Origin of the sequence: Aliiglaciecola sp. (assembly GCF_039982535.1) — a bacterium.
Lineage (GTDB): Bacteria > Pseudomonadota > Gammaproteobacteria > Enterobacterales > Alteromonadaceae > Aliiglaciecola.
Map to the genome: position 1 here is coordinate 12,584 of NZ_JBDWYG010000056.1, position 21,012 is coordinate 33,595.

Sequence of the window (21,012 nt, forward strand, 5' to 3'; positions counted from 1 at the left end):
AAATGTAGAAATCGATTAACGCTTAAGTTAATCGATTTCGTTTAATGGCCAAATTACAATGTGATCTTCAAAGTCTCTTTCATCAACATCTCGGTCAAATACGGTTTTGCCCCTTACAGACATACCAGCTTTGTGCATTCCAGATTTTTTGTTCTTATGCAGCAGAGGATGCCAACTTGGAAGACCTTTGCCCTCGTTAAGCCTCCGGTAACTGCAACTGGGCGGCATATAAGCAAGCTGATGAAGATTATCCTGTGAAAGAGTGACACACTCTGGCACCAGTTCATCACGGTCTGCATACTGAGTACAAGCGCATGTTTTGGTATTTAGATAACTACACACAACATTGGTGAAATGTAACTCTTCGGCTTTAGCCTGTTGCGGTGCTTGTTGAACATCCTCTTCTGATGAGGTGCTGTCATCAGATTCATCTGCGTTAGAAAGGCTAACTTCAGAGGCACCTTCATCAATGATTTTGTGTAAACAGCATTTTGCGCAACCATCACAAACCGCTTCCCATTCTTCACGGTTCATTTGTTCTAATGTTTTATGCTGCCAGAAGTTTGCTTCTAAGCTCATTTTTCCCCCAGCACTTTACTGTTTAAGCTAAAATGATCATGTAAATTCAAACTCAATTCGTCATCAGCATATAAGGGACCAACACCTTTTGGCGTGCCTGTTAACACTATATCGCCAGGCAACAAGGTGAAAATTTCACTGATTTGTGACAACAATGACACCACATCCCAGATCATTAAAGACGTGTTTCCTTGTTGTCGGAGTTGTTGATTGATCTGCAAACTAAATTCCAGATTTTGCAGGTCGGGAACGTTTTCTATTTCAAGAAAACCCGACACCGGACAGGCTCCATCAAAAGCTTTAGCCCGCTCCCAAGGCAATCCCTTAGATTTCAGTTTAGCCTGCAAATCTCGTAGGGTTAAATCCAGCGCCAACCCCACGCCATAGATGGCAGCAAGGCATTCGTTTTGAGATGCATTTTTTAGGGGAGACTGAATTAGAATAGCCACCTCAAGCTCGTTATGACAACTTCCCAAGGTGTCTGAGGGCAATAAAATGGGATCATTGACATCACATAAACTGGTAGCAGGCTTCATAAATAATAGCGGATTATCAGGAACTTCATTTCCTAACTCTTTGACGTGATCCACATAGTTGCGCCCAACACACACGACTTTGCCAACCGGTAATTGAATAGCTTGGCCACTGATACTTTTATGCAAATATGCCATTTAAGACCCCTTTTTAATTCGATCAGCTAGATAACTCACCGCACTGCCAAAATAGGTAGAGCGATTCCAGCGCATAAGTGTATGAAAGTTTGAGTAAACTAAATAAATTCGGCCATTTTCATCATCGGGCATAATTAATGAGGCTTGCAAATCAACATTGGGCAAATCAGAGCCGTCATAGCGTCTCACACCTAATCCTTGCCATGCACTCAAGGGCTGCATTTTTGACTTAGCTAAACCGGCTAGGCTCAAATCAAAGTCAGCAGGAATACGAACTTGTCGTCCCCAGGTAATACTGTCATCCCAACCTTCTTTGCTTAAATAATTCGCAATGGATGCAAATACATCTTCAGGATTACTCCAGATATCTTTTTTACCATCGTTATCATAATCAACAGCGTATGTTAGAAAGGAGGTTGGCATGAACTGACTTTGCCCCATAGCTCCAGCCCAAGAGCCGAGAAACTGTGGTTTTTGAATGTGACCTTGTTCTAAAATGGTTAGAGCAGCAAACAACTGTTTTTTAAAAAAAGCCTCTCGGCGACCTTCATAAGCTAAGGTTGATAATGCAGACACGATGGAATAATTCCCCATTATCTTGCCGAAATTGCTCTCGTTCCCCCATAACGCCACGATAAAACGAGGTTGCACGCCATATTCGGCACCAATTTTATCCAACACTTGCTGGTGTTGATGATACAAATCGACGGCTTGCTTAACTTTCCAATCTGGTACCCGAGTGCGTAAGTATTTGTCTAAGGTAATTTTAGATTCAGGCTGATTCTTATCTGCTTTAATCGCGCGTTTATAGAATGTGATATCGGCAAAAGCCTGTTCGACAAATTGTGCATCGAAACCTTCGACTATCGCTTCACTCTTAAGCTGCTCAACATAAACACCGTAACCTTCTTCTGATTTTTGAGCATGTAAGGGCAAACTCAACAACAGAGTTAAAAATAGAACCCAATGCGCTTTCACTCGTTTGATCATTTCGCCTGTTTAACCTTTATTTTTTATTTGAGACTGTTTATGTGCTTTTAGCAAATCTTCTTCAGGTGGGGGAAGTTGCAAATAAAAACCGTTTGAATTTAATTCGGTAGTCAACTTATCAATGTCCACTTGTGCTAACTTTTGCCGTTTTTGCAGAGCTAAAATCATCACAAATGTAGGCGTTCCAAAGGTTTGCATAAGGGGTTTTGGCACATCTTCAAAGTTGTCTTTTTGCAAAACATAAAGGTACGTTTGCTGCTTTTTACTACTTTTATAAACATAAACCAGCATTATCTTATCTCCCCGTATTTGCCTACTATTTTGAGAGCTTCATCACCTAACAACTCCCCTCTCCAGCCTTTAATTAAATCAGGCTTCAACCCCATTTCGCGTAATTCATCTTGTTGATGCCAATGGTATTTCAACAATTGTTGGATTTGTTTTTTTGATCCTAAGACTTCAACGGGGATCTCAAGTTGGTCCGCTTTTACTTGACACAAGGCTCTGATTTCAGCCGAAGCTTTTTTAAAGCCTTTATGGGTCATCAACCTTTCTACCGGTGGAGGATATACTTCAATAGGCGCAACCTTGGCTTCCTCAACCATACTCAGTAAAGCATCTGAGTGGATACGTGCTTCCTGAGGAGTCATACCATCAATGGCAAAAATAGCGCCTTTGTGGCTAGGTAACGTACGAGCGACTTCAACCAAATTAGATTCACGCACAACGAAATTTAAAGCCAAGTCACGTATTCGAGCTTGCTCTATTCGCCACTTAGCTAAGATTTTGAGTAAATACAATGAAATGCCTGACAACTTCCAATTGTTTTTAATATTTAAATAAGCCAGCTCCGAGGGTAGGTTGATGGATTTCTTCAATGCTAACTGCTGCATTTCTTGATAAATCCATTCGGTACGCCCCAGTGCCGCAATTTGTTCGCTCAATTGAGGATAAATTTGCAACAAATAAAGTACGTCATTGGCCGCGTATTGACATTGTTCTTTACTTAGCGGGCGCGCAATCCAATCTGTTCGCGACTCTCCTTTATCGAGTTTGATATCTAGCATCAGCTCAATAAGGTTGGCGTAGCCCAGTGTCGCCCCTTTATTCAATAAACACGCAGCAAACTGGCTGTCAAATATAGGGGTTGGGATCACTTTCAAACTATGCCAAAAAGTTTCTAAGTCTTCTGAACACGAATGCAAGACTTTCACTACATCTGGATTGGCTAACAGCTCCACTAAAGGAGATAAATCCTCAATTTCTAGCGGATCTACAAGCACCAACGAGGTCCCATCAAAAATTTGGATTAAGCCCAATTTAGGATACAGCGTTCGAGTTCGCACGAACTCCGTATCAACGGCAATAGCAGAAGCGTTACTGGCCTGATCACAAAAGGATTGTAATGCGTCGAAAGTAGTTATAAGGGTATATTGCATATGAAAAGATGGACACCTAGAAAATAAAAAACCGACATGAGTCGGCTTTTTTGAATTAAATGAAATACGAGAAGATTTCGTTTAAGTTAATCGCGCAACTCTTTGCGGAGTATCTTACCAACATTTGTCTTGGGAAGCTCGTCTCTAAATTCAACAAATTTTGGCACTTTGTATCCAGTTAAGTTTTTACGGCAATGAGCGATCAGGGCTTTTTCAGTCAATTCATCTGAATTTCGTACAACAAAGAGTTTAACGGCTTCACCAGATGACTCACTTGGCACACCAACTGCCGCGACTTCCACCACTTGCTCGTGCATAGCCGCAACTTCTTCGATCTCATTGGGGAATACGTTAAACCCGGACACTAGTATCATATCTTTCTTTCTATCGACGATGTAAAAGTAACCTTGCTCGTCAACAGTCGCAATATCACCTGTTAATAGCCAGCCATCTTTAATAACATCTTCGGTTGCCTCAGGACGGTTTAAATAACCTTTCATTACTTGTGGACCTTTGACGTACATCTCTCCAGGTTGGCCCATAGGTACTTCGTTGCCATCATCGTCACATAATTTTATATCGGTGGAAGAAACTGGCAAACCGATAGACCCCTTGTAACTCTCGAGTTGTGGAGGGTTAACACTCACCACTGGACTACATTCGGTTAAACCATATCCTTCTAACAGGACCTTACCGGTCACTTTTTCCCATTTTTCAGCTACGGGACGCTGCACCGCCATGCCGCCACCTAAGGCAAATTTTAAGTCTGAAAAATCGAGGTCATTAAACTCCGGTGTATTAAGCAATCCATTAAATAAGGTATTCACACCGGTAATCACAGTCCAGTGATGTTCCGACATTTCTTTTACAAAGCCTTTCATATCTCGAGGATTGGTTATCAACAAGCTTGGGCAACCAAACTTCACGAAGGTCAGGCAATTGGCTTGCAACGCAAAGATATGGTAGAGCGGTAAAGCAGTGACCACCAGCTCTTTCCCTGGTTCGATTACCGTTTCTAGCACAGAAGAAATTTGCTCTAAATTAGCCACCATATTGCGATGAGTAAGCATGGCTCCTTTTGAGACCCCTGTGGTACCGCCGGTGTATTGTAAAAAAGCGATGTCATCATTGTTTATTTCAGGTCTGGTATAGGTTAAGGAAGCGCCTTTTTTAATTGCAGAAGTGAAGTTTTCAGTATTGGCAATGGAGAACTTTGGCACCATCTTTTTAATGTACTTTACTGCAAAATTCATCACCCAACGCTTGGGTGCTGGGAACATATCAGCGACTTGCGTCAGCAATACTTTTTGAACATTAGTTTGCTCAATGACTTGCGCTAACGTAGAAGCAAAATTTTCAATAATAACAATGGCTTTAGTATTGGAGTCTTTTAATTGGTGTTGTAACTCTCGAGCGGTATATAGAGGGTTTACATTGACCACTGTCAATCCCGCTCGCAATATGCCGAACAATGCCACTGGGTATTGAATGATGTTGGGCATCATAATGGCGACGGGATCACCTTTTTGTAATCCTTGTCCTTGCAGGTAAGCAGCAAATTGCGCAGATAACTTGTCTAGCTGTGCAAACGTAATACTGTGTCCCATATTGATAAACGCAGTATTTTCAGCGTAAGTCGAGACAGACTGTTCAAATATATCGACTATTGAAGAATAACGCTCTGGGTCTATTTCTGCAGGAATTTTAGGGTCGTAGTGCTCTAACCAAATTTTGTCCATTGTGCCTCCAGGGCTTATGCTTCTCGATACGATTACATGATCTTAACGAATGAACATTAAAATTAATACAGGTAAGACCTGATTGTTGCCTAATTTTATTGATTTAATGGATTAGCCGCTAAAAAATTAAGCACTTTAGTCGCAATTTCCTCCGGATAATCCATATGTAGGTGGTGTCCCCCTTCACAAGTCACATGACTAAGGTTCGCCACCCATTCAAGTCTCTCTTGCACTTTTTCACGCATAACTTCATATCCTGAGGTTCCCATAATGGCCAGCGTGGGTGCTTGAATATTTTGCATAAAGTGTTTGGCTTGTTCATCCGTCAAACGAACAGAGGAGAGTGTCCGAAGCCGTCTATCGGTGCGAAAACGAAGCTCACCATTTTGTTCCAGTAAATTTCGATTCACTAATAAGGTGGCGGCCTCTTCCGTTAGATCCCCTGCTAAGGCTCTAGCTTTAACGACAGAATCATAACTTTTCGGATGTTTTGCTTCCCTAGCTTGCAGTTCCATACGACTCTCTATGGCTTCACGCATTTGCAATGGGCTAGTTTGCGCATCTTTTGACATGGGACCGAAAGATTCAATGGTAATAAAGTGAGACACAAATTCAGGAAAACTACTGGCATACATAGAACCGACAATTCCGCCCATTGAATGTCCCAGCAAAATAAAATTCTTATACCCTTGGCTCAATACAAGTTCATGTAAGTCATGAACAAAGTCAATTTGATGATAATGAGCATCAGCACTGCGGTGACTGGATAGCCCATGTCCGGCAAAATCAATGGCAACCAAGTGGTAATCATTCAAATATTTGGATAAAGGGATAAAACTCGCCGCGTTATCTAGCCAACCATGCAAAGCAATAATTAAGGGTTTATCGGTGTGTCCATTTGCGAGTCCTGCTAACTCAAGGTTAGGCAGAGAAAACCTGAAATCATGCATTTTAGTGTCCTATTAAGCATTTCGTGAAAAACAAAAAAGCGGCAATTACATGCCGCTTTTTAACACTTTATTACCACCACCGGAAATTATCCGCCGTGATACACAGTTATCTTTATTACTTATAATTGGAATAAAATCAGAATCTAACGCTCTTTATCAGTAGTTCTGACACTGTTATTTCGTGACTGTGGTCTGCTGTTTGGTTGTATCGTCCTACTTGGTGTTGAAGCGCCGCCTGAAGGACTATCACTGGTGCGACGGATGATAACCCGTTGATGATAAGGTCGATATGGCCATCCCCAATAGTTCCCATAGGGCCACATGCTTATGCTATTCACATTTACCTGTTCTAACTCTTTCCAAAGATGGTATCCACTTGATTGGATAGTAGGAAACACAAATTTATGTTCACCCACCATACCTTCTTCCGAGCCCATAACTGTTCCTGTAAAGGTAATTGATCGACCTTTTTCAAAGACTATAGGGTCGATAAAACCGTCGATATAAACTCTGAAACGACCCATACTTTGATTTGAGATAGAAGGGCGACCATAGGAGCGCAATGGAAAGTCCACCACTTCAACCATAGTGGCATCCGGTAAGTTGGACACTTCGGCAATAACGCCTCCCCAACGAACTAGTTTTCCGATATTGCTTTCGGGATTGTTGGTAACTTGCTGGTATTCGAGTAAAGTCGCCCCCTCTTCTACCTGAATACTTTCAGGTATGGTAGAACAACCCGCCATCAGTACAACTGAAAGAAATACCGTGATTTTCGCTAACATGAGAATCCCCTTTACCGCTTGATTTAGCTTACTTAATTTAATTCATACGAGCGTGAATAGATTCTGGATTTATGATCTACTCGAGTTTAAACCACAAAAACAATGGCTCTTACACTCCATCTCATAATCAATTAGATAGATGTTTATAGTAACACCCCATTCTCGCAATTCGTTTAAAATTTGGATGAATCAACGTTATTTCAGGATATAAAAGCCCTAAACATTACCAATCACCATAACAAATCAGCGAAAAATATTACACCGAATATTGTTTTTCTGGGGTTCAAAAGTTAGAAATTAAACGAAAGTATCAATACCTAAGAGTGATTGAATTTCACTCCGTTGATTTTCTTTGGCCAGAGATTGGTAGGCATCGATGGCCTGGCGAGCACTAAAATCTTGAGGTTGTGATGTACCACTTTTTTGTTGACTAAAACGTTCAGCTTGGGCAAATGCTTCGGGGGAATTTTGACGTGCGACAACCTGCTGACGTGGCAACTCAGTGTCACGTCTTTGCTGTTTCTGCTCTTGTGCTTCCGCTTGTTTTTGCGGTTCACGGGCAGTTGGTGTAATGGTCAGTTGGTTTTGCGCAGCAACCAACGAAGATTTAATTTCCACTTAGCTAAACTCTTGCATCCTTTTTATCTGTCAAACCATTTTAAACTGCAATTATCATGCACAAGAGGCTTTCTTATTCAAAAAAAGAAAAATGGCTCTTTAAACCAATCTAGTTAGTATAACTATTCCCTACCCGGCAGCTTTTTCCACGTGACTTTGTCTCGCAAATAAACCGGTTGAATATCTTCTACGTCACTAACATTGCCTTGCCCAATTGCCTCTATTGCTAACGGTATCATAGCTGCACTACTTGGATATAAAATGGTTGGCTGTCCAGCTTGTGCAACAACGTTTTCAAAGGCTTCATAAGCAGACCAACCTGTTCCGCATAAAACGTCCGGTTTATCTGTTAGTAGCTCAAGCACCGCATCAGGGCCAAGCACTTGCTCTTCCCCAAGCAAACAGGCCAGATTATTTTCATTACGATAAAGCGCGAAATATACTTCATCCATTCGCGCATCTATGGCGACTGCAATTAAAGTCGCCTGAGTCTCATCAATTGCTTGCTGTGCCATGGTGGCTAAGGTAGAAATCCCAACAACGGGCTTTTCAGTGCCCAATGCCAAACCTTGAATAATACCGGTTGAAATGCGCACGCCTGTGAAACTGCCAGGACCACGTCCAAACACCAGATAATCAATTGCGGCCAGGGTTTGCTCGTTGCGCTCTAGTAGCTGTTCAACCATGGGCAATAGTTTTTGACTATGTTGTTGCGGACACACTTCAAATATTGAATCCGTTTTTTGATCTACAGAAATCGCCGCCGAACAGGCTTCAGTGGCTGTATCTATCGCAAGTATTTTCATTAATTCAAAGGCCTTCAGAGGAATTTAATTCAGTTAAAAAATCTACCGCTACCGACAGGTCTCGGGTGCGCTTCATTGGCGGTAAACTAGCTAAAAAGGTTTTTGCATAATCTTTGGTTATTAGTCGATTATCGCAGATCACCAACACCCCTTTGTCTTCTTCATCACGAATGAGTCGCCCAGCTCCTTGCTTTAGGGAAATAACCGCTTGAGGTATCTGTATTTGGGCGAACGGGTTCGCTCCAGATTTTCGACAATCTTCAATACGCGCTTGCAAAAGTGGGTCATCTGGTGCGGCGAACGGAAGTTTATCGATCATTACGCAGGTTAAATCATCACCACGGACGTCAACCCCTTCCCAAAATGCACCAGTACCTAATAACACCGCTTGTTTATTGCTAACATATTCATCCAATAACGCACGTTTAGTGGTCGTGCCTTGCACTAGAATTGGGTTATCAATATGTTCAGGTAAACTTTCGGCAATAATTTTCAGCATTGCATGAGATGTAAACAGCAAGAAACAGCGTCCCTTACTTGCCTTAATAAGCGTAATGGCAACTTCCAGAAGATGCTGTCGCATTTCCCAACTGCTAGGTTCAGGTAAATAGCGAGGTACACACAATACCGCTTGCTGTTGATAATCGAAGGGACTATCCAAGGCCAATGTTTTGGCATTATCTAACCCCATTAAACGCTGGAAATGAGCAAAGCCGCCATCAACCATCAAGGTAGCAGAAGTAAAAATCCAACTTCGTTTTGGTTCTTCAATAAAGGCAGCAAAACGTTTAGCAATGCTTAGAGGCGTTAAATGCAAAACAATGTGCTTCGGCGTTGTTTCGTACCACAAACTCACACCTTTTTGATTAACATCGTTTAAAACCGCCAGCTTCGCTTTGGCGTGTGTCACCCTTTCGAAAAGGGTATCCAGTTCTTTCTCTCGACCTAAATGGATTTTTATGACTTCGTAAAGCACCGTTAGCGACTCGTCTAACTTACTAATTTGAACTTCAACCTCAGGCCGTTTCAGCATTTGTCGCCAATTGCCTCGTTCAGGGGTAACCGGGAATAAAATCCGCAAGTCAGCAGCAATCAAACGACATTTTTCAGCAACTTTTACCAATTGTTCAGCGTCTTTGAGTTGCGTTCGTTTTATGATTTCAATGTCTCGGGCTAAGTCATGAATTTGTCGACTGGAAAGAGCTTCACCAAAATACTCACTAGCGATGTCAGGTATTTGATGGGCTTCATCAAACACCACCACATCGGCTTCAGGAATAAGTTCTCCAAAGCCTGTGTCTTTGAGTGCCATATCAGCAAAAAATAAATGATGATTCACCACTACTATGTCCGCATCCATTGCTTTGTTGCGGGCTTTAACTAAATAACAATCTTCATAGTCAGGACAATCTCGACCTAGACAATTATCAACGGTAGATGTAACTAACGGTAAAACTCTGGCATTTTCTGCCAAAGACTTTAGCTCTCCCATATCCCCAGTGTTAGTAGTTGAGGCCCATTGCCTCACCTGGGTTAATTCGTCTAAGGTTGCCCGCTCTAAAAGCGTGCTATTACCACCATGTTGGCCTAATCGATGTAAACAAAGGTAATTTGAACGACCTTTAAGCAGCGCGGCTTGCCGATTACTGGCTAAGGCTTTCTTGAGTAAAGGTAAGTCTCGATGAAATAACTGCTCTTGCAGATTTTTGGTGCCCGTTGAGATTATGGCTTTTTTATTGCTGATCATCGCTGGAGCCAAGTAAGCAAAGGTTTTACCCGTGCCTGTACCAGCCTCAACAATAAGTGGCACTTGATCGTCAATGCATTGCTCAATGGCTTCAGACATGGCAATTTGTGATGCGCGGGGACTAAATCCGGCAATAGCGGTAGACAATACTCCGTCTTCGGCAAACAACTCTGACGTTTTACTCATGCACTGCTTGCCTGTCTGTTACTGTCACAAATTAGTATCACTATTGTTATCCATTTATCGAAAATTACTCTCCAGCCTATGAGCGGGAGAAATTGGCGGTGAGTATGCCAAAAAAATCGAAATAATGTTAGGGGAAGATAATCTATGCCAATGCTTTATGCAGCTCAATGGCTTAAAAAATTGCCCCAAAAAAGACAGTTCGCACCAAAGGTGTATTAAAAAACAGACAAATTTATGAGGCATAATTTACAGGATCATATAGAAACACAAAAATAGCAATATAAAACAATTAGTTACAGTTTTGGCACAGAATAAGCAATGCTTAGAATATTATTTTATTCATCATAAAACAGTAAGATTTACTTGCTACCTTTCTGTTTTTATTGATGGAAACGACAGGTTTAAAACCAGTTGTTTCAAGTGGCACTTAGAAAGGAGTTCGATTATGTTATTCTGGTTAATCTTAGCGACTGTTGTCACCTTGATGGCAATTTTCAAACCTGCCGGCTTATCTGGTATGTTAATGTCAGCTATAATCTCTACGATATGCTACGTTGGTATCTTTTTATTTGTGACATTAACCTTTGCTCGATCACTTAAAAAAGAAACTGCACTTTAAAATGGACTAAAGGAAACACAATGAAAACAATCAATCAGAAAATTGTATTATCACTATTTTTAGCTAGCTTAGGTCTTGTAGGCTGCTCAGAAGCCCAAAAAGAATCTACCAGCGAAACCAAAGCTGAAATGACTGAAGAAATGGAAGATATTAAGGAAGAAACTTCAGATTACTTGGACGACGCTAAAGACGAAGCGTCAGACATGATGGACGAAGCTAGCGAAAAAGCTTCTGATATGAAAGATGCTGCACAAGAAAAAGCATCAGAAATGATGGAAGATGCTGGCGATGAAGTAGAAGAAATGAAAGAAGCTGGCGCTGATAAAATGAAAGAAGCGTGCATCAAAATGAAAGAAAAAACTGGTGGTGACGTTTCTGATTGTAACTAATTACAATTAGGTGTCTTTAAAATGAGACACTTTATGTCATTCTTAAAAAGAGCGATTTATCGCTCTTTTTTATTTCCTAAATGTCACTAGTTTAAACCCGTTAAAAGCGAACAGCTCTAGAAAGATTTACCGTTTAAGTAATTACCAAATGCACCTAACAACTGCACTCCAGAGTTTAGCGTTAACGATTAGTCAACGCTGCACATCAGATCGTACAAAATGGCCGCTTAGTTCAACTCTGCGGGTTTTCTGTGCGAAGTTCCCTGTTCATAGGCATAAATGAGCTTGATAAGCCTAGGTTCATCATACATTCGGCCGATAAATTGTAGCCCTGTGGGTAAGTTTTCCGAAGTGAACCCCATAGGCACGGTGAACGCTGGTTGTCCCGTGTGTGGGCTAATAACTTGACTATTATCACCTTTGTAATCTTCTTCAAAACGACTAATTAGAGCGGGTTTGTTATTCCAGGTTGGGTAGATAAGCGCATCAAGTTTGTTTTGCTCCATCACCTGTTCTATACCATGTCTAAATGCCATTCTGCGGGTATCGTGATATGCATCTGAACACTCAATAGAGGGTGCACCGTAACGCCCACTTGTTCCAAGGTTAGCTTCCAGTCGAGCTTTAGCAAACTCCGATTTTGAGCCAACAGCAATGATATCTTCAAGGGTTTGCATCTTTTCATTTTTCACATAAGTAGCTAGAAACGCTTCCACATCATGCTGGAATTCTGCACACCATTGATTGGCTTTTAAATTGTCAAAGTTTGGGATATTAATGGGGTTGACCACGGTTGCCCCAAGTTTTGTTAGATCCTCAATAGACTGTTGAAATAATGCGGAGATTTCAGGATCAGGACGGTTATCACTAAGCTGATTTAAAACACCGATACGAGCCCCTTTTAATCCATCTTCAACTAAATATGACAGATAAGATTTTGGAATTTTACCTTCAGCGTTAGCAGTGATGGGATCATTTTCATCGTAGCCAGCAATCACATCCAAAACCCGAACGGCATCTTCGGTTGTTCTTGCCATCGGCCCAACCACATCATTGCGCAAAAACAAAGGCACTATGGCACTGCGTGACACTAAGCCTATAGTGGTTCTTAGCCCCACCAAAGCAGCATGGGAAGAAGGCCCGCGAATTGAGTTTCCGGTATCAGTGCCCAAACCTACAGTTGCAAAGTTCGCAGCGATGGCCGAGCTTGTTCCACCGCTGGAGCCCGCGGGGACATAATCTTGATTATAGGCATTACGAGTGATGCCTAGGGTGGAGCTTTCCGTGTGTTTGGGGCTGAAAGCCCATTCTGCCATATTGGTTTTAGCTAAAATTATCGCTCCTGCATCAACCAGTTTTTGAATAATAAAAGCGTTCTGCTCAGGAATGTAATCCGCTAATGCAAGGGAGCCAGCGGTGGTGGGTAAATTGGCCGTGTTGATATTATCCTTCACCAAAATGGGGATACCATGCAAAGGACGCAATTTTCCGGTTTCAGCAAACTCCTTATCTAATTTACTGGCAATCTCAAGGGCATTCTGATTGATCACACTGATAGCATTAACTTTATGATTATACTGATCAATGCGCTTTAGATAGGCCTTCACCAAGTCTTGGCTATTGTATTGATTCGTTTGGTAAGCAGTGTGAATTTTCGCAATGCTAAGCTCTGTTACATCAACTTCTTTGGCTTGCCCTTGTTCTGGCTGACAGCCCTGTAAAATCGAAATCAAGGTGAATAAAGCAATAAGTTTAGGGGTTGAAACAAATAATTTGATCATTCAATAGCCAATCAGTAAGAGTGGAAAAGGTTCTCATTTTTATGTTTCAGAGAATGTTCGCTTTATGTTGAATCGCCAGTAAACGATGCATTTAATACCAACATATCTGAACATTCGAAGCCTAGGAACTAGACACGTCAAAAAGCATAAAGCACAACTTAACGCAATTCAATAGTGATTAAATATCCTGCAATCTAGCGCCACTTCCATAACAGCAAAAAATAGCGTGAGGAAAATAACGTGGACAGGAAAATAACGTGGACAGGCACCTTTCAAAAAACAATCTAGACAGTCATAATTCGCTAACTAGTGACTTAAGTACGCATCAAAAGAGACGCGCTTTCTCTTTGGCAAAATAATAAACAACCATACTGGTGTGAGTTAACCATGCTCATATTAAAAAACACGAATACATGCCTGTCCATGATAAAAACTATACATGCCTGTCCATGATAAAATCTATGTATGCCTGTCCGTGATAAAATCTATGCATGCCTGTCCATGATAAAAACTATGCATGCCTGTCCATGATAAAACTATGCATGCCTTCCATGATAAAAACTATGCATGCCTGTCCATGATAAAAAATGTAAAAAGTCTTAGGGAATTCGTTTTCCATTGGGGTCATAAATACGATTTCTGGAGGCCTAAGCAAAATTATTCCAATTAAACTAAAAAAGTTGTCACACTTTTTAAGCCCACCGTTACTTAGGTATGAAAAGCATAAAATATTTTATTTTTAATATGATTAATACAGGCTGAAATACTTATGACAACAAAAAATTTGGTTCGCTCAAAACTCCACTCAATGACTATAATCACTGCGTTATTATGCTTATTGTGTTGCTCTAAATTACACGCATCAGAACACAATACGTTTAATGTAGAAGTAAAGGGACAAGGACAAGAGATCATTCTAATTCCTGGATTAATGTCCAACGCTAGTGTTTTTGATAGTGTCGTTAATGCCCTCTTACCTCAATATGAAGTTCACCTAGTTTCAATAAAGGGGTTTGCAAACACTCCAGCAAGCGGCAATTTTAGCATCGCCAATTTAGTACAAGACTTAGTAAGCTATATTGATGAGAACGATTTACAAAAGCCAGATGTTATAGGTCACAGTTTGGGAGGATTAACAGGTTTTGTGCTTGCTAGTTATCATCAAGACAAAATAGGTAAACTGATTTCAATAGATGGGTTACCATTTATAGGGCCTATTTTTACTCGTAACTCGTCAATAACTGCTGATATGATGCTAGCCCAAGCTAAAAATATCAAAACAATGTATGCCAACATGACCAGTGAACAATTAGCTGCGCAAACACAACAAGGGGTTTTTATACAAGCTACCTCATCTCAAGATCAAAACAGAATTGTCGAAATGGCTAAACAGTCAAATCCTGAGACAGTAGGCAATGCCATGTATGATGTTTTGACCACCGACATGCGACAACCTCTAGCCCAGTCCAATACCAATATACTTATGCTTGGGGCCTCCGGCGGCTATTCTCAGCAAGCCCAGCATAAAATGGTTAGTTCGCTATACTCCCAACAATTTGAAAATGTTAAAAATGCAACCGTTGTAATGAATACAACCACACGTCACTTCATGTTTTTTGACGACGCCACTTGGGTCAATCAGCAAATTACACAGTTTTTAGGGGAATAGTGATGGAAAATTCAATTGCACAGCCAATGCCCTTAGCTCAAGAAGTATTACTTGCTCAAAAAGGAGATATGCAAGCATATGAACGCCTTATCAAGCAATATCAAAACTTAGTTACTTCTATTGCACTGGCCATCGTAAAAGATATAGATGACAGTGAAGAAATTGCCCAACAAGTGTTTGTGTCCCTGTGGCAAAACCTTAACCAGTTAAAAAACCCAAATAGCTTTTTACCCTGGATAAGACAAAGTACAAGGTTTACTGCATATAACTTTCTGCGCGATAACAAAGTGAAAGAAAAAGTTGATTCAGCTCAAGCCAACCTAATTCTTGAACAGCTGGTTGATCCTAAAGAGGAAAACGAAGAACAACTTTATCTTAATAATCAAAAACAGGTGTTACGTCAGTTTATTGATGAGCTCGCGTCGGATGAGCGTGAAATAGTACTGCTTTATTATCGAGAAGAGCAGTCGAGTAAGCAGGTAGCCTCGTTGCTCAACTTGAGTGAGGCTAATGTGCGTAAAAAGCTTTCACGGGTTCGCCAAACGTTAAAAACCAAGCTATTGAAAAATGCGAGTGCTTATATCTATAGTTCTGCCCCTGCATTAGGCTTTAGTGGATTAATATTATCGATGCTTGTACCTTCAGCTCCCGCTGCTGCAGCCACGTTAACAACTACAGTAGGCTCGACGAGTAAAGCTGGCTCCAGCTTTTTCATGAAGTTATTCATGATTATTGGTGGCTCTTTATTAGGCGCTTTTTTAGCCGTCTTCAGCATAATTTGGTCATCTAATATAGCCATAAAAAGACTTGAAACACTACCACAGAAAGCAGTGTTTAAGCGCTATCGCAATGAAACCATTGCATGGGTAATTGCATGGGGTTTCATCATTACGGCAGGATACGAGTTTACATCAGGATGGATGGGGCCGGTATTTACTTACCTCGGGTTTTCAGTAGGTCTAGTTTTGTTGGTGATACGCAGTATGAGATTGATGCATACACACGCCACAAATGCTTCTGGTAAAAAAGCCAATAAAGCAACAATGGTTATAAACTACTCTTGTTTGTTGCTAGGTGTGGTGATTGGATTTTCTGGCTTGGTGATAGGATTGATTAACAATGGCCGTCTAGTAATATAACCTAAGCCTTGGATAAGGCAGTCTGGGTAAGCGTCTATGTAGCACTATTGTGCGAGTAATCTATACACTTACCCTGATGCCCTATCTAAAGAGTGAAATCAAGATAAAATCAATAACCTCGGTTTTTCCAGAATTGGATCTCTCCATCGGCGTACTCTTCCAAAACGGTGAAGGTTTTTTCCGCTACTATTTTGCCGTCACATTCGATTACCATGCGCCAGTCTCCTACTTTATCGTGGATGGGCGACCACAAGGTATCCCCTAAGTAGAACTCCCAGTTGTTATTTCGAACATACACATCACCACTGAAGGGCTCCAAAACATTGCCCTTTTTATCAGGAATATTGGGGTGGTAAATAGTGTAATCTAACTTCAGCCCCTTGCCCTTTTTGACCTCTAAAATAAACCCGAACTCAACGTCTAAAGTCGCAGGGATTTTGGTGGTAAAGTTGCGAATCGAAGGCAATTCTTTACTTTTGTTATCCCACCCTTCATAAAGGCCAAAACTGGTCATTTCGAATTGCGCTTTAGATTTTGCCATTACTGCTAATCTCTTTCGTTCTATGGGTGGGTGGCATGTAAATTAGTGAGCCTTAAGTAAATTACTGACGGCTTTAAAATGCTCATGTTTAGCATCTTTTAGCCACCCAAAAACCAGCATTTCCACCGATAGTAAATGACAACCTGCGGCGATTAATTGCTGTTTTGCTAATTCTCGATCAGATTCATAACGGGAAGCTGTAGCATCCCAAGCAATGGTAACCTGATAGTTGGCGGCAAGGGCGTCAATGGCGGTTTGATATAAGCAAACGTGGGATTCGGCACCTAATAACAACAAATTTGGCTTAGCGGTGTCCGTTCTTATTTGATCTAGGTGACTCACTAGTTCGGCCTCGGCAAAAGCAGAGAATGCGGTTTTAGTAAAGTTACGTTGAACATAGGGCTGCAATAACTCGTGGGTTTCACCCAAGCCTTTAGGATACTGCTCTACCCCTGTTATTGGCATTTCAAATAATTGTGCAGTCTCCAACAATGTAATACAGCGGCGCAGCATAGCTTGGTTGTTGTGCATTGTAGAAAATAGTTTTTGCTGTATATCGACCATTAATACTTGCGTTGTCTGTGGTTTGATATGTTCAATTAACATAAATTTGATACCCCCATGGTGTCATAGTTAGTTCCGAATCTGGTTTGATTTCTAAGCTTTTATTTTCGAAAAAAGAATCGTAATCACCTAAGCATAAACTGCCCTTAAGCGTCACTTGCAATGGCTGGTTGGAAAAATTAATAACCACCAAAACTTTACTGTTTTTATCTGATCTTACAAAACTAAATACTTGTTCAGGGGCAGAATTTGGTACCTGAATCATTCTTGCCCCCCATTGTGCGTTATACAAGGCTGAATGTGTTTTTTTAAGTTGGATTAAGCTTTGATATAAATCACCAATATGATGCTGCTGCCAATCGATTGGATCTTTTTCAAAGAACGCCAATCGTTTTGTTTCTCCAGCTTCTTGTCCATTGTGGATCAGTGGCATGCCCTCACCAATCACCGACAACACAATAGCGGCTTCAAGGCCCTGTTGAAATTGCTCTAGTTGAGTACCGTCCCAAGCATTTTTATCGTGGTTACTCACAAATGTCATTCGATGGGCTTCAACAGGATAGGATTTTTCATTCCACGAATAATATTTAAATAATTTACTAATGGGTAAACCATGACAAGTAATACCATGCAGGGTTTCATTCCAACTCCACGCATAGGTCATATCAAAAGCATTTTGATGAAGATCTTTTGATTCCCACTCCGCCAACATGAATATAGGTTTGATACTGTCTAAATCTGCGCGTACATTTGCCCAAAAATCATTAGGAATAAAACCCGCCACATCACATCTAAAGCCGTCAATATCAGCCACTTCAACCCAATAACGCATTGCTTTAGCAATATAGTTGCGCAACTCGGTATTGCTGTAATCAAAATCGATAACATCATCCCAGTCCCACCAAGGAGTGGGAGTAAAGTCGCCTTTGTAGTCCCGTGCATACCAGTCGGGATGATCTTCAACAAGGTGATTATCCCAAGCTGAATGGTTGCAAACCCAATCAATAATAACTTTAAAGCCAAATGAGTGAGCCGTTTTTACGAAGTCTTGAAAAGAGGCTAAATCACCAAATTCTGGATTCACCGCATAATAATCTTTCACCGCATAAGGGCTTCCCAATGAGCCTTTACGGTTTTTTTCGCCAATAGGATGTATTGGCATAATCCATAAAATATCGACACCTAAGGATTTTAAACGAGGAAAATGGGATTGAGCCGCATTGAAGGTGCCTAGCGAGGTGAATTGACGGATATTTACTTCGTATATAACCGCATTTTTCACCCATTCGGGAGTGTCGATTTGCACATAGCTTTTTGGAGTATGATCCATAAAATGAAATCCTTTCTACTTGACTAAACCCTTTAAGTTAACTGACGTTCTCCATGATAGAGATTAAATTGTGAGCCTTTAATAAAGCCGATTAAAGCAATATCTAACTCCTTACACAAATCTATGGCCAAACTAGTCGGTGCGCCTACGGCAATAATCATACTGAAACCCGCTCTAGCCGATTTTTGTACCATCTCAAAACTTACCCTGCCACTTAGCAAAACAGCATATTGACCAGGTAATTGGGGCAAGTATTTACCGATTAACTTATCCAGCGCATTATGTCTGCCAATATCTTCACTTGTGGCAACGACATCCCCGTATTGGTCTAGTAACCCAGCACCATGAACGCCACCAGTTTTACCAAAAACAGTTTGTTGCTGACGCAATTTATTCGGTAATTCACAGATTAACTTTGCTGGAAAAGACACTCTATTTGGTTCTGCAATGGGAGACAAATTTTCGAGTAAACTTTCGATATTTTGTTGTCCGCATACACCGCAACTGGAAACAGATAATTGGTTAGCCTTGTATTTCGATAGATCAACCAGCGAGCCCGGTTTTACGGTTATTACAATTCGATTACTGTTATTTTGTTGCAGCTTTCCCTTGCCGGTATGCGCAATACTGAATATATCGCTGACCGAGAGTAAATCAACGGAATGTAACCAGCCTTTAACCAAATTAATATCGTCACCGGGAGTACGCATGGTCGAGTGCAAATACAACTTATCCGTTTGATTAGGAGAATTGTAATATTTTAGCCAAATTTCCAAGGGCTGCTCACTGGCAATCCAATCAACGTTTGTGGTCGCTGAGTCTTGATAGCGGACTATATTATATTGAACCGATTTTTCCATAGCCTACTTTTGTTAGAGAACCTAATTACCAGAAAACCCATGCTTTAATAATTGAGTTGATGTTACGAAAATATAACATCAGTTGGTTTAGCAATATACCACGGTTGAGTGCCCTACCCCCAGCAACTAAAACCAAACTTTGCTATTTATCAGTTATCTACACCTTGGAAAAACACACATATTAGGCTAAAACATAGTAAGGCAATGACAGGTTTTACCAGCAATGATAACTTGCAACTTAGCGGGGTCTAAAGATGTATTTTAGCGCAGTATGTTACCTTTCAAACAAAACGATGAAACAACTCTATGCAATATCTCAGTTGCCATTGCCCATTGTTGATTAGCTATGGTCAAGCACTCCACTGATACTAACCATACCAGGATTACCCTAAGTCCGAATCGCTCAGCCAGTTGGGCAGAGGTCAAATTAGTTGTGTTTTGTATAGCTGTATTTGTCTTACTCATCGCCGCTATTTGGGCATTTCTAGGGGTTTGGCTAGTATTGCCTTTTGCTGGATTTGAAGTCGCCTTACTGGCTTTTTTAATGCATAAAGTCAATCGCCAATGTTGCACTAAGCAAGTCATTACAATTAACCCACAAAGGGTTGTGATTGAATGTGGTATCCAACAACCGGTATTCAAATGGCAGTTTAAACGGCAAACAACACACCTGTCGGTCATAGAGGCTGAAAGCGCATTTGACCGACTACAAATGATATTAACTGATGATACTATCAGTATTAAGTTGGGAGAATTTCTAAATCAACAAGATTGCCTTATTGCCCGCGACTTGCTGACCCGTAACGGCATTATGGCCGTGAGTAACAAATGGTGGAAGCCTCGCTAGTTAAAAGGCAATTTAATCTACGTATTTAACCGCTGTGCCGCAAATGCTAACCATTAACATACTGCCATTTTGACCAATTACTTCATAATCAATATCAACCGCTATTACTGCGTTAGCGCCCATCATTCGCGCTTCTTCGGTTAATTCGGTAAAGGCGATTTTACGGGCTTTTGTCAATTCTTGTTCATAGGAGCCAGAACGACCACCAACGATGTCTCGTATCGAAGCAAATATGTCTTTGAGTATATTTGCCCCCATTATAGCTTCGCCCACAACCACACCATAATAATGCTCAATCTTTTTGCCATCTAAATTATTTGTTGTAGTGACTAACATATTTTATCTCCTAATAATGTGGTTACCTTTTCAATCAAATTAGTTGAATCAGCAATTTCGTAATGTTTAGCAGCGGCAACACCCCACACTGGCTTTGGCCAAGCCACATCATTTTGGAAACGGCCAATATGATGAATATGTAATTGTGACACCATATTCCCTAAAGCCGCTATATTCAATTTATAAGGTTGAAATAGGTGTTTAATGGACTCGCTAAGAATTTTAGACTCGTACCAAAGCTGGCTTTGTTGTGCTTCATTTAAATCTATAATTTCAGTGACGTCATTAACCCGAGGCACTTGGATAAACCACGGGTATTGATAATCGTTTAATAATAAAATTTTACTTAAGGGTAAGTCACATACCTCAAAGCAGTCTTTGGCTAATTGCGGATCAAGTTGGAAATCAGCATTATGCATGCTTTCTC

23 protein-coding genes are annotated in these 21,012 nt (G+C 40.9%); 5 read left to right on the forward strand and 18 right to left on the reverse strand.

What is annotated here, in order from left to right; genetic code table 11:
* Positions 1–27 precede the first annotated feature (27 nt).
* The 11 genes from ABJV04_RS16310 to ABJV04_RS16360 form a co-directional block, all read right to left on the reverse strand.
* Positions 28–579 (reverse strand): YcgN family cysteine cluster protein, encoded by a 552-nt coding sequence (locus ABJV04_RS16310; RefSeq protein WP_348492645.1) that lies wholly within the window; start codon positions 577–579, stop codon positions 28–30.
* Entirely contained in the window at positions 576–1,250 is a 675-nt protein-coding gene (locus tag ABJV04_RS16315) for a fumarylacetoacetate hydrolase family protein (protein ID WP_348492646.1), read from the reverse strand. The genes ABJV04_RS16310 and ABJV04_RS16315 overlap by 4 nt, the downstream gene beginning before the upstream one ends.
* Positions 1,251–2,240, reverse strand: a complete 990-nt coding sequence (locus ABJV04_RS16320) for a lytic murein transglycosylase (protein ID WP_348492647.1) — start codon at positions 2,238–2,240, stop codon at positions 1,251–1,253.
* A gap of 9 nt (positions 2,241–2,249) precedes the next feature.
* The gene (locus ABJV04_RS16325; RefSeq protein WP_348492648.1) at positions 2,250–2,531 is read right to left on the reverse strand and encodes a YcgL domain-containing protein; all 282 of its coding nucleotides are present in this window, start codon (positions 2,529–2,531) and stop codon (positions 2,250–2,252) included.
* On the reverse strand, positions 2,531–3,679 hold the full coding sequence (gene rnd / locus ABJV04_RS16330) for a ribonuclease D (RefSeq protein WP_348492649.1): 1,149 nt from the start codon (positions 3,677–3,679) through the stop codon (positions 2,531–2,533). Before rnd ends, ABJV04_RS16325 begins: the two co-directional genes overlap by 1 nt.
* A gap of 86 nt (positions 3,680–3,765) precedes the next feature.
* Positions 3,766–5,418: a long-chain-fatty-acid--CoA ligase FadD gene (gene fadD, locus ABJV04_RS16335; protein WP_348492650.1), complete on the reverse strand. Its 1,653-nt coding sequence runs from the start codon at positions 5,416–5,418 to the stop codon at positions 3,766–3,768.
* A 95-nt stretch (positions 5,419–5,513) separates the two neighbouring features.
* Positions 5,514–6,368, reverse strand: coding sequence for an alpha/beta hydrolase (locus ABJV04_RS16340; protein ID WP_348492651.1), 855 nt, complete (start codon positions 6,366–6,368; stop codon positions 5,514–5,516).
* 143 nt (positions 6,369–6,511) lie between these two features.
* Positions 6,512–7,153, reverse strand: a complete 642-nt coding sequence (locus ABJV04_RS16345; RefSeq protein WP_348492652.1) for a Slp family lipoprotein — start codon at positions 7,151–7,153, stop codon at positions 6,512–6,514.
* 297 nt (positions 7,154–7,450) lie between these two features.
* On the reverse strand, positions 7,451–7,771 hold the full coding sequence (locus ABJV04_RS16350) for a hypothetical protein (RefSeq protein ID WP_348492653.1): 321 nt from the start codon (positions 7,769–7,771) through the stop codon (positions 7,451–7,453).
* A 122-nt stretch (positions 7,772–7,893) separates the two neighbouring features.
* Positions 7,894–8,577, reverse strand: a complete 684-nt coding sequence (gene tsaB, locus ABJV04_RS16355) for a tRNA (adenosine(37)-N6)-threonylcarbamoyltransferase complex dimerization subunit type 1 TsaB (protein ID WP_348492654.1) — start codon at positions 8,575–8,577, stop codon at positions 7,894–7,896.
* A gap of 4 nt (positions 8,578–8,581) precedes the next feature.
* Complete coding sequence (locus ABJV04_RS16360; protein ID WP_348492655.1) at positions 8,582–10,510, reverse strand: ATP-dependent DNA helicase; 1,929 nt, start codon at positions 10,508–10,510, stop codon at positions 8,582–8,584.
* A gap of 445 nt (positions 10,511–10,955) precedes the next feature.
* Between ABJV04_RS16360 and ABJV04_RS16365 the strand changes: the two genes are divergently transcribed.
* Both ABJV04_RS16365 and ABJV04_RS16370 read left to right on the forward strand, forming a co-directional pair.
* Entirely contained in the window at positions 10,956–11,129 is a 174-nt protein-coding gene (locus ABJV04_RS16365) for a hypothetical protein (RefSeq protein WP_348492656.1), read from the forward strand.
* 20 nt (positions 11,130–11,149) lie between these two features.
* Positions 11,150–11,518 carry a YtxH domain-containing protein gene (locus tag ABJV04_RS16370; RefSeq protein WP_348492657.1) on the forward strand — a complete coding sequence of 123 codons (369 nt, stop codon included), beginning with the start codon at positions 11,150–11,152 and terminating at the stop codon, positions 11,516–11,518.
* 227 nt (positions 11,519–11,745) lie between these two features.
* Here the strand turns inward: ABJV04_RS16370 and ABJV04_RS16375 are convergent, their stop codons facing one another.
* The gene (locus tag ABJV04_RS16375; protein ID WP_348492658.1) at positions 11,746–13,299 is read right to left on the reverse strand and encodes an amidase family protein; all 1,554 of its coding nucleotides are present in this window, start codon (positions 13,297–13,299) and stop codon (positions 11,746–11,748) included.
* Positions 13,300–14,068: 769 nt separating this feature from the next.
* On the opposite strand from ABJV04_RS16375, the gene ABJV04_RS16380 reads away from it, so the two are divergent.
* Positions 14,069–14,968: an alpha/beta hydrolase gene (locus tag ABJV04_RS16380; protein WP_348492659.1), complete on the forward strand. Its 900-nt coding sequence runs from the start codon at positions 14,069–14,071 to the stop codon at positions 14,966–14,968.
* Positions 14,969–14,970: 2 nt separating this feature from the next.
* Positions 14,971–16,107: a sigma-70 family RNA polymerase sigma factor gene (locus tag ABJV04_RS16385; RefSeq protein WP_348492660.1), complete on the forward strand. Its 1,137-nt coding sequence runs from the start codon at positions 14,971–14,973 to the stop codon at positions 16,105–16,107.
* A gap of 109 nt (positions 16,108–16,216) precedes the next feature.
* Here the strand turns inward: ABJV04_RS16385 and ABJV04_RS16390 are convergent, their stop codons facing one another.
* The 4 genes from ABJV04_RS16390 to ABJV04_RS16405 are packed head-to-tail and all read right to left on the reverse strand — an operon-like array spanning position 16,217 to position 19,402.
* On the reverse strand, positions 16,217–16,648 hold the full coding sequence (locus tag ABJV04_RS16390; protein WP_348492661.1) for a DUF3859 domain-containing protein: 432 nt from the start codon (positions 16,646–16,648) through the stop codon (positions 16,217–16,219).
* A 42-nt stretch (positions 16,649–16,690) separates the two neighbouring features.
* A complete protein-coding gene (locus ABJV04_RS16395) occupies positions 16,691–17,254 on the reverse strand; it encodes an isochorismatase family protein (protein WP_348492662.1) in 564 nt (187 codons plus the stop codon).
* Positions 17,244–18,542, reverse strand: coding sequence for an alpha-amylase family glycosyl hydrolase (locus ABJV04_RS16400; RefSeq protein ID WP_348492663.1), 1,299 nt, complete (start codon positions 18,540–18,542; stop codon positions 17,244–17,246). Before ABJV04_RS16400 ends, ABJV04_RS16395 begins: the two co-directional genes overlap by 11 nt.
* A gap of 32 nt (positions 18,543–18,574) precedes the next feature.
* Complete coding sequence (locus ABJV04_RS16405; RefSeq protein ID WP_348492664.1) at positions 18,575–19,402, reverse strand: formate dehydrogenase accessory sulfurtransferase FdhD; 828 nt, start codon at positions 19,400–19,402, stop codon at positions 18,575–18,577.
* Between the two features lie 346 nt (positions 19,403–19,748).
* On the opposite strand from ABJV04_RS16405, the gene ABJV04_RS16410 reads away from it, so the two are divergent.
* A complete protein-coding gene (locus ABJV04_RS16410; RefSeq protein WP_348492665.1) occupies positions 19,749–20,249 on the forward strand; it encodes a DUF2244 domain-containing protein in 501 nt (166 codons plus the stop codon).
* A gap of 12 nt (positions 20,250–20,261) precedes the next feature.
* Here ABJV04_RS16410 and ABJV04_RS16415 read toward each other — a convergent pair whose 3' ends face one another.
* Positions 20,262–20,585 carry a heavy metal-binding domain-containing protein gene (locus tag ABJV04_RS16415; protein WP_216050300.1) on the reverse strand — a complete coding sequence of 108 codons (324 nt, stop codon included), beginning with the start codon at positions 20,583–20,585 and terminating at the stop codon, positions 20,262–20,264.
* Positions 20,579–21,004: an HIT domain-containing protein gene (locus ABJV04_RS16420; RefSeq protein ID WP_348492666.1), complete on the reverse strand. Its 426-nt coding sequence runs from the start codon at positions 21,002–21,004 to the stop codon at positions 20,579–20,581. Before ABJV04_RS16420 ends, ABJV04_RS16415 begins: the two co-directional genes overlap by 7 nt.
* Positions 21,005–21,012: the final 8 nt, after the last annotated feature.